The following is an 8,303-nucleotide window of genomic DNA, read 5'->3' as shown; positions in this document are numbered from 1 at the left end:
CCATGCCCGGCGCCATGCCGGGGCGATCGACGCGTATTTCCCGGCCCATTTCTCCTCGAACGCATCGAGCTCTGCGGCCGCCATGTCAGCGGTCGCCGCCCCGTAGATCCGGCGCAGGTCGGCAGCCACGGCCTTGCGGTCCTTCCATGAGCAGAAGTTCAGGCTGTGGCGCACCAGGTGAACAATACAGGTCTGAACCATCGCCTCGGGAAAGGCGGCGGTGATGGCCTCGGGAAAGCCTTTCAGCCCGTCCACGACCGCGATCAGGATGTCCTGGATGCCCCGGTTCTTCAACTCGTTCATGACCGAAAGCCAGAATTTGGCGCCTTCATTCTCGGCGATCCAGAGCCCCAGAACCTCGCGCACTCCCTCGCGGGTGACACCGAGAGCAACGTAAACCGCCTTGTTTTTAACGGTCCGGCTGTCAGCATCGCGGATCTTTACCCGAAGGGCATCGAAGATCACGATGGGATACATCCGATCCAGCGCCCGGCCCTGCCACTCCCGGACCTCGTCCAGCACGGCATCGGTGACGCGGCTGATCAGGTCGGGAGAGACCTTCAGGCCATAAAGATCAAGCAGATGGGTCTGGATGTCCCGGACCGTCAGACCGGCGGCATAGAGACCGATGATCCTGTCGTCGATCCCGTCGATCCGGGTCTGGCCCTTCTTTATAAGCTCCGGCTCAAAGCTGCTGTCGCGGTCGCGCGGCACCGTCACCGGAAAGGCGCCGTCCTGGCCTTTCAGCACCTTGGTCGTGGAGCCATTCCGCCGGTTCGACTGGCCCGGCGGGGCAGCCTTGCCTTCCTCATAGCCCAGATGCGCGCTCAACTCTGCACCCAGCATACGCTCCATGAGCCGAATTTTCAGCTCCTTCAGCAACCCGCTGTCTCCGAGCAGGTCTTCAGGACGCTTCACGCCCGTCAGCAATTCGTCCAGGAGTTCCTTCGAGATGGTCATTCATACTTCCTTTCGGTGAAGTATGGACCAGATCAATTATACACAGAAGATCGGACACTCTCGAGCATTCGTGTCATTATGGGAGATTGCGATCAAAATCCGTATTGGAAAACTGGATGCGGATATGAACGACATTCTGGCAGCCATTCCTGAGGAAGGTTTCTCTCTGCTGCAAATACAACCCGAACACCTGCATATCCTTATGTCTTTGCCTCTGCATCATCGTGATCCGTTTGACCACCTCCTGATGGCGCAGGCGCAAGTTGAACACGCCACATTCCTTTCGGAAGACGGACAAATGGATCATTACCCCATCAAGCGAATACGCTGTTCGTGAAGCAGAACTGCCGTCAGAATATGCCTTCATGTTGATCATCGGGATGCCCATTTTTCCTTTTCAATACCGGACATCGTGACAATCACGCAATTTAGCCTCGGGATGAGAGAACAGAAGTCTGGTATTGTGATCCAAACTTCATTATCTTACGAGACGTAAGATAGGAGAGCGCCATGGAAACGGTCACTCTGCGCAAGCAGGGCAATTCGGTCGGGCTCACGCTGCCGGCGGAGACCCGTATTCGACTGGGTCTGGAGATCGGGCAAGAACTCACATTGGTCGAGTTGGCTGACGGCATTAAGCTGGTGAAGCGCAACCTCAAGCTCGAACGCCAGATGGATCTTGCCCGTGAAGTGCTGCGCGAACAGGCTGACGCACTTCAGGAACTGGCGAAACGGTGAACGAACCGGAGTTTCTCGAGGTTGATGCTGTGCTGTTCCTGCATGATTGCGCCTTGCGCGAATATGGTGGCGCGCAGGGAATCAAAAGTGCGGACTTGCTGCATAGCGCGTTAGACCGACCGTTGAACCGCTATCACTACGCGGATCCAGTTCCTGTCGATCTGTTTGACATCGCCGCCGCCTATGCCTTCGGCATTGCGGGCAACCACCCGTTCAATGATGCCAACAAGCGGACTGGCTGGGCCTGCTGTGTGTTGTTTCTCAAAGCAAACGGCCAGAACGTCGCCATCACTGCGCCTGACGTGGTGGAGCGCATGGTCGCTCTGGTCGAAAGAAAAATCGATGAGACAGAATTCGCCATTTGGCTGCGGAAGCATCAACTTCCATAAGAGTATTGCTGACACGGATATGTCCGCTTACGCCTCATCTCCGCCGTTCAACGAACTGTCAGATTTCCCTCAAGTTAGACGTTCCATTCCGGCTGTTCATGCAGGGAGAAATTATCTTTGAGCAAGGCTGGCATGATCTGTGAAGTGGATATGTCCGCTGGGACGTCGTATCTGCACTGTGCCTCTTCATGCGTGCCTTTGTTGTTCATACACGCGCAGATTCAGATCGGTGAGATCCAGGATGGGCGTAGGGATCTGAAGCGCGCATGCCCGCCTGACCAGGTCACCAATAATCTGTTGTGCTTCCACAGGAGCATCCTGCAGCAGATCCCGGAACATGGAGGACGTCAGGGTGGAGTCCGTTTTCGTCAGGAGACTGACAGTGCCCTTCAGCGTGGCATCCCGTAGGGGATAGCCAGCCGCCGCCGCCGTTGACGCACATTCATGGATGACCGCCTGCGCAAAGGCCTGACCTGCTGGCTGGCTGGCGACATCCCCCACGGTTCCGCGCATCAGGCAGCAGATGCTGCCCAGGGACGCGAGCAGAACCCATTTATCCCACATGTCCTGCAGGATGTGGGTGGAACACACGATTTCAAATCCGGAACCCGACAGGGTTTCCGCAATACTGCGTGTCACTGGCGTATCGCTGCCTTCCCGGTCCCCTATTGAAAGCCGGGGAAGAGAACCCGTCTGGACAATGCGCCCCTGCGCATCAAGCTTGCTGATGATCAAGCACGTGCCTCCCATGACCGCGGCAGGGCCAAAGCGGTCTGCCAGAATATCAAGATGCTGCATGCCGTTGAGAAGCGGGACAATCCGTGTCTGCGGTCCCACCGCAGGCGCGAAATCGTTCATTGCAGCCATCAGGGAATAGGCTTTTACGCTGAGCAGGATGATGTCGTAGGGCCCCTCAATCCCACCGGCCATCACCATCCGGGGGGTCATGGTGACGTTGCCAACGGAACTGATCAGGCACAGGCCCCCGGCACGGAGCTGCTGCAGGCGCCTTTCGCGCACCAGAAAGGTCACATCATGCCCGGCGCTGGCCATGCGGGCGCCAAAATACCCACCCACGGCGCCTGGGCCGACAACAAGAATTCTGGAACCCATGACGCTGTTTCCTCTCTTTGATCCGCCCTGACGTGTTGCAGTTGAAGGCGAGTTGAGGCGCTCTGGCGGCATGGGTCAAGACAGGCTCAGAATCTCGATCTTCCCGGGTGCCGGGCCTTGATGCTGGCCTCGTCGATATAGGTCTCGACGACCTGAAGGCTTTTGTGCCGCGAGAAGCGCTTCAGTTCCAGGAGATCATACCCGTCTTTCGCCCCCGTGGTGATGGCGCCGCGGCGCAGGCTGTGCCCTCCAAAGTCCCCTTCGAGCTGGGTGTCGCCGCATCGCTTGCGGATGATGTCCGTGACCGCCCGGTCCGACAGGGCGTGCGGCCCGATCCTGGGCGGGGTTCCGACGGGAGTGGTTCCCGCCCTGTGGCCCCGCGCGGACCAGATCCGCCGGAAGACCGGACCTTCCGTGATCCCGGCCTGCCGGAGCCAGGTCTCGTACGCCAGAACCGGGCAGTTCCGGGTCAGGCCCCGCGGGATGCCGATCAGCGCGCCCTTGCGCTGGGGATCCCCCTTGGACCGGCCCAGCCGGATCTGCATGCCATCCTCGTCCACCGTAAGGTCGTCCATCTTCAGTGCGGCAAGCTCGGAGCGCCGGAACGCGCCGGCAAAACCGAGCAGAAGAATGGCCCGGTCCCGCGCACCGACCAGATCGTGGGGACTGATGGCTTCGACGACCCTGACCAGCCTGTCCCAGGTGAGCGGGGTTTTCTGGCGGGGCAGGGCCTCCTTTGCCTCCCGACGGATGCCGGCAAGCGTTGCGGTCACCATCGGGTGGGCGGTGGGTACGGCAATCTGTGCGAGGTGGTGCAGGTAACGCAGGGCGGCGCGATGCAGATCGATGGTGCTGGTCCTGCGCCCCTGCAGCGCCATGTCGGCCAGATAGGCGGCAACATCCTCACCGCGGGCAGGCAGGGCAGGCAGGGCGTGACCGGCAGCCCAGCGACACCAGGACCGGACGGCGGCGCGATAGGTGCGCAGCGTGTTCTCGGCCTTGCTGCGGTGCATATAGGCATCGGCCGCCTGACGGGCCGTGGCCAGGCGGCCATCATGTTCGGGCACAGGCTGTGCCGAGACGACGGAAAACCATTGCGCGACGGCAGCAGCCGGCTGGCCGACGGGCGCAGGAGGCGCTGCGTCTGACGTCTTGGGACAGGCTCCTACGGGCTGGATCGGCCGGAACCAGGCCAGGAAGCTGGGCATGCCATCATCGATTTCCAGTCCGACGGCCAGTTCGAACCCCGATGGGACATCCGCAACGTGGTCCTGAGCCATCTGCTGGGCTGCCGACGCATACGGCACGCCCTGGGCGAGGGGGGTATCCGGGGAATAGCTACCGTCCGGCAATTCGATGCCAGCCAGAAGCAGGGGCAGGGGTGGTGTGAAACGCGCGGTCGAGAGGATTTCGCGCCAGCGCGCCGGATCCTGTGTCTCGGCCAGACGCAGCTGCGTCAGTTGGTCCACGCGGGCGTGCAGCGCGGCCTGCGCGCGCCTGCTGGAGCCGAGGATCCGGACATCGCTCAGCATGGGCGGCGTTCCCAGTCAGAATACCCCTGGGTGCAGAGACGGCGACCGGGACCGCGCCCGTTTTTTTTCCGGTGGCCCAGTCCGAGCTGGCCGATCGGTGCGGCAGGACGGGCCTGGCCGCCACGCGGGCAATAGGGGAGAGGCAGGCAGAGGAACGTGGCGGAAGAACTCTGGAACGGGCGCATTTCGGGATTTTAGCAGGCATTTTGGAATTTTTCATCTACTTCCGACAAGATAACTTATCGGAAGTAGGGTTTTGATTGGTCGGATTTTGCCCGGCGGGGAGGGGAGGGGGCATAAAGTCCGGAAAACCGCGCCTTTTGGGATCAATCTGGCGCTTTTTCGTTCTCCAAAACCCGTTAACGTGATACGATGTATCTTATGAAATGTAATCGCCTTAGTCAGATCGGGGGCAGCCGGCGCGTTTGCCCGCTGAGGGTGGATGCGCGACCATCTTCGAAAGCTCGTTCGGGATCGGCCCGTAGGGCGTGCGGGCCGGAAAACCGCGGATCTGATCAGAATGGCTGAGACCGGTCGACCGCTGCAGGCGGCGCGGCCCCCGACCGGCCTGTCGCCGGCCACGGCACGGGCCTATGCGGCCTCCTGGCGCGCCTTTGTCAGGACCCAACCAGCCGATAGCGGCTTTCCGGTCGGCCCTGTGGCGGTGGCAGCATGGCTGGAGGCCCGGTCGAAGGCGGGACGGCCGCGGCAGAGCCTGGTGGTGGATCGCGCGGCACTGACGGCGTGGTGTGCCGCCAATGGCGAGGGGCTCGATGTCGCCCTGCCCGCTACGCGGGTGCGCCGGACTGGGGCCGGGGTCGATGTGGCTTCGCTGCTGGCCGCCGCGCGACGCTGCGGCCCCGACCTGTCCGGCCTGCGCGACCGGGCTTTGCTGTTGCTGGCGGCCACACTGGACATCGGTGCCGAAGCGCTGGCCCGACTGACGGTGGAAGACATCAGCGACACGACAGACGGGATGACCGTCGCCCTGCTGCGACCCCGGTCCGGACGCCACCAGCTGCGCCGGTTGCGGCGGCGCCGGGATCCGGCCGTCTGTCCGGTGCGGTCCTGGGCGGCTTGGCGCGATGCCGCGCAACTGCGCTGGGGGGCGGCGTTCCGGGGGATCGATGCGCACGGCACGGTCGGGGATCAATTGTCGGTGCCGGGGATCCGGTTCGTGCTGGACCGGGCGCTGGGACGGTCTGATCGCCCGGCCCACCGGGTGTGCCGAAAGCAGTCCACGCGCCCGCCAGAGTCCTCAGCCGGGACGGTAGCGCGCCGACGCACGACGCGGCCTGCCCCGGACTGGGTCCGGACAACGCTCACGGTGAGCGGTCCGGTGGACGCGGTGGCCCGGTTCCGAGCGGCGGCCCAAGGCCCGGGGATCATCCCCTGGCAGGCGGATTTTGACTACGAACAGGCCCGCCTGCTGGCCCCGATGGCGGGGAAGGGGGCGCAGGCGGTGACGCTGGCCCGGCTGCTGCGGCAGGCATCCGAACGCCTGCATCGGATCGCCCTGCAGCATCAGGCGGCAGGCACGCCGTCATGCGCGTTTGACCTGCATCGGCTGGTGCCGGTTCCCGGTCCTATTCTGGAAGCCGGGTCGGACTCCCGCGCGGCGACAGCCTGGTTGCAGGCGCAGTGGGGCACGTTGCTGCCGTTGCGCCGGGTGGAGGTCGAAGCCGTGCGCGATCAGCGCGCCCGCCGCAGTGCCCGGCTGGTCTACCACTTCTGGTCGGCGGAGTGGACGCCGTGGCAGGCGCTGGACCGGGTGCGGACGGATTGGCCAGAGCTGATGTTCGACATCCGGCCGCAATACGCGCGCGCTGATGCCGGGAAGACCGCCAATGTCGCCTGACAAGGACGAAGACTGGGGTGACCCGCCGCGTCGGCTGCCGCGCCCGATGGTGCCGGAGTTTCATGTCGAGGGGTTTGACGGGCCGCTGGACCTGCTGCTGGATCTGGCGGAAAGGCAGCGTCTGGATCTGGGCGTGTTGTCCATTGCGGACCTAGCGGCCCAGTTTGTGGATGAGGCGGAGCGGCTGGCCCAGACCACGCCACTCATGCAGCGCGCGGACTGGGTGATCTGGATCGCCCGGCTGGTATTCCTGCGCTCGCGGCTGCTGTTTGCCACGCAGGCGGAAAAGCAGGTTGCCGAGAGCGAGGCACGCCGGACGGCGGACCAAATCGAGGGGTTGTTGCAGATGCGCGCGGCAGCGGACTGGCTGGAGGCGCGACCGCAGCTTGGCGTGTCGGTTTTTACGCGGGGCGGGGCGCGGGCGGATAGCAGTGTTTCTGCATGGCAGGGGACGTATTTCAGTCTGATGGAAGCCTGTCTCAGTGTACTGGAGCAGGAATTGGCGCGGGTTGCGACGTCCGTTCCCGTCTATCGGATTAATGTGCCTGCATATTGGCGTGTGACAGATGCGCTGACTCTGGTCTGTGAAAAAATAGCGAACGGAACCTTCCGCAGCATATGGGAAGACTGTATGCTCCTAACGGATTTAAGGGGACCGGACAGGATCATTGATCGTCGCGCGGTTGTTGCTGCTACGTTTGTGGCTGGCCTTGAACTGGTGCGACGGGGAGAGGCATCGATTGCCAATGTTGCGTTTCCCTCGCCGTGATCTGCGTCTCCCCACCATAGCGGTGATAGTGTGTGCCTTAGCAGTCTGTCGGGTTTGTAAATGCTGTTTCAAAATTCCCCACATGTGCTGTCGGAAAATTCCCCAGCACGGATATGGTGATCAGCCATTGAGGTGATCGATAGCTCCATGCTTTGGGGGCCTACCGCGGCGCTTTGGCGCTGCCGGTGGCATCAGATTGGCGTGGGCCCGTGTATGCTCGGGGATCAGATCGGCATGCTGGCGCAGGCGATAGCTGGCACCTTCGATGTGGACGACGACAGCATGGTGAAGTAGCCGGTCGAGCAGTGCGGTGGCAACGACCGGGTCGCCGAAGACATCGCCCCACTCGGCAAAACCGCGATTGGAGGTCAGGATCATCGCTCCCTTTTCGTAGCGGGCATTGACCAGCTGGAAGAAGAGGTTGGCACCACCTGGCGTGATTGGCAGGTAGCCAACTTCATCGACGATCAGCAGCGAAGCCCGCGTGTAGAAGCGAATTTTCTCGGCCAGACGCCCCTCGCGTTCGGCTCTGGTGAGCGCCTCGAGCAGTTCTGCCAGAGAGCAGCGATAGACGCTGCGTCCGGCCCTGACGGCGGCCACGCCGATGGCTGTGGCCAGATGGGATTTTCCGGTGCCTGGCGGGCCCAGAAAATGCAACACCTCGGCCCGATTGATGAACTCGAGCTGGGCCAGCGCGGTGATGCGATGCCTGTCGAGTGAAGGCTGGAATGAGAAGTCGAAGCTCTCGATAGTTTTGATCGGCATGAGGCGGGCGGTGCGCAGTGCTACGCTGATGCGCCGTCCCTCGCGCAGGTTCAGTTCTTCGGCCAGCAGGTCGTCGATGGCCTCGATGGCGCTGATCTCGCCCTTTTCCAGCCTGCCCAGCGTGTGATCAAGCGTTTCGAGGGCGCGTGCCATATGGAGAGCCAGCAGGCTTTGTCGGA

The 8,303-nt window shown here is 62.6% G+C and carries 8 protein-coding genes and 1 pseudogene; 5 read left to right on the top strand and 4 right to left on the bottom strand.

Going from position 1 to position 8,303, the window contains the following annotated elements; genetic code table 11:
- Window positions 1-960 (bottom strand): IS256 family transposase (locus tag GEU01_RS17885; RefSeq protein ID WP_019087177.1); only part of this gene is annotated, 960 nt, incomplete at its 3' end.
- 64 nt (window positions 961-1,024) lie between these two features.
- On the opposite strand from GEU01_RS17885, the pseudogene GEU01_RS24830 reads away from it, so the two are divergent.
- From GEU01_RS24830 to GEU01_RS17870, 3 genes and pseudogenes are all read left to right on the top strand, one after another.
- Window positions 1,025-1,297, top strand: a pseudogene (locus GEU01_RS24830) (type II toxin-antitoxin system VapC family toxin); the annotation flags it as partial.
- A gap of 173 nt (window positions 1,298-1,470) precedes the next feature.
- Entirely contained in the window at window positions 1,471-1,698 is a 228-nt protein-coding gene (locus GEU01_RS17875; RefSeq protein WP_007396477.1) for an AbrB/MazE/SpoVT family DNA-binding domain-containing protein, read from the top strand.
- Window positions 1,695-2,087, top strand: coding sequence for a type II toxin-antitoxin system death-on-curing family toxin (locus GEU01_RS17870; protein ID WP_007400727.1), 393 nt, complete (start codon window positions 1,695-1,697; stop codon window positions 2,085-2,087). The genes GEU01_RS17875 and GEU01_RS17870 overlap by 4 nt, the downstream gene beginning before the upstream one ends.
- Window positions 2,088-2,273: 186 nt before the next feature.
- Here the strand turns inward: GEU01_RS17870 and GEU01_RS17865 are convergent, their stop codons facing one another.
- Both GEU01_RS17865 and GEU01_RS17860 read right to left on the bottom strand, forming a co-directional pair.
- Window positions 2,274-3,200 carry a ketopantoate reductase family protein gene (locus GEU01_RS17865; RefSeq protein ID WP_019087175.1) on the bottom strand — a complete coding sequence of 309 codons (927 nt, stop codon included), beginning with the start codon at window positions 3,198-3,200 and terminating at the stop codon, window positions 2,274-2,276.
- A gap of 86 nt (window positions 3,201-3,286) precedes the next feature.
- The gene (locus GEU01_RS17860) at window positions 3,287-4,732 is read right to left on the bottom strand and encodes a tyrosine-type recombinase/integrase (protein ID WP_019087174.1); all 1,446 of its coding nucleotides are present in this window, start codon (window positions 4,730-4,732) and stop codon (window positions 3,287-3,289) included.
- A gap of 520 nt (window positions 4,733-5,252) precedes the next feature.
- Between GEU01_RS17860 and GEU01_RS17855 the strand changes: the two genes are divergently transcribed.
- Window positions 5,253-6,590, top strand: coding sequence for a site-specific integrase (locus tag GEU01_RS17855; RefSeq protein ID WP_019087173.1), 1,338 nt, complete (start codon window positions 5,253-5,255; stop codon window positions 6,588-6,590).
- Window positions 6,580-7,359, top strand: a complete 780-nt coding sequence (locus GEU01_RS17850) for a segregation and condensation protein A (RefSeq protein WP_019087172.1) — start codon at window positions 6,580-6,582, stop codon at window positions 7,357-7,359. The genes GEU01_RS17855 and GEU01_RS17850 overlap by 11 nt, the downstream gene beginning before the upstream one ends.
- Window positions 7,360-7,479: 120 nt before the next feature.
- Here the strand turns inward: GEU01_RS17850 and istB are convergent.
- Window positions 7,480-8,303, bottom strand: an 824-nt coding sequence (gene istB, locus GEU01_RS17845; RefSeq protein ID WP_026018848.1) for an IS21-like element helper ATPase IstB, incomplete at its 5' end; no start/stop codon positions are given.

Origin of the sequence: Komagataeibacter europaeus LMG 18890 (assembly GCF_000285295.1) — a bacterium.
Lineage (GTDB): Bacteria > Pseudomonadota > Alphaproteobacteria > Acetobacterales > Acetobacteraceae > Komagataeibacter > Komagataeibacter europaeus.
The sequence above is the reverse complement of the archived record's forward strand: the minus strand, read 5'-3'. Positions and strand labels throughout refer to the sequence as shown.

Excerpts from the sequence above, each read along its gene's own strand:
- GEU01_RS17875 (WP_007396477.1), top strand. The coding sequence starts at position 1,471 with ATGGAAACGGTCACTCTGCGCAAGCAGGGCAATTCGGTCGGGCTCACG.
- GEU01_RS17865 (WP_019087175.1), bottom strand. The coding sequence starts at position 3,200 with ATGGGTTCCAGAATTCTTGTTGTCGGCCCAGGCGCCGTGGGTGGGTAT.
- GEU01_RS17860 (WP_019087174.1), bottom strand. The coding sequence starts at position 4,732 with ATGCTGAGCGATGTCCGGATCCTCGGCTCCAGCAGGCGCGCGCAGGCC.
- GEU01_RS17855 (WP_019087173.1), top strand. The coding sequence starts at position 5,253 with ATGGCTGAGACCGGTCGACCGCTGCAGGCGGCGCGGCCCCCGACCGGC.
- GEU01_RS17850 (WP_019087172.1), top strand. The coding sequence starts at position 6,580 with ATGTCGCCTGACAAGGACGAAGACTGGGGTGACCCGCCGCGTCGGCTG.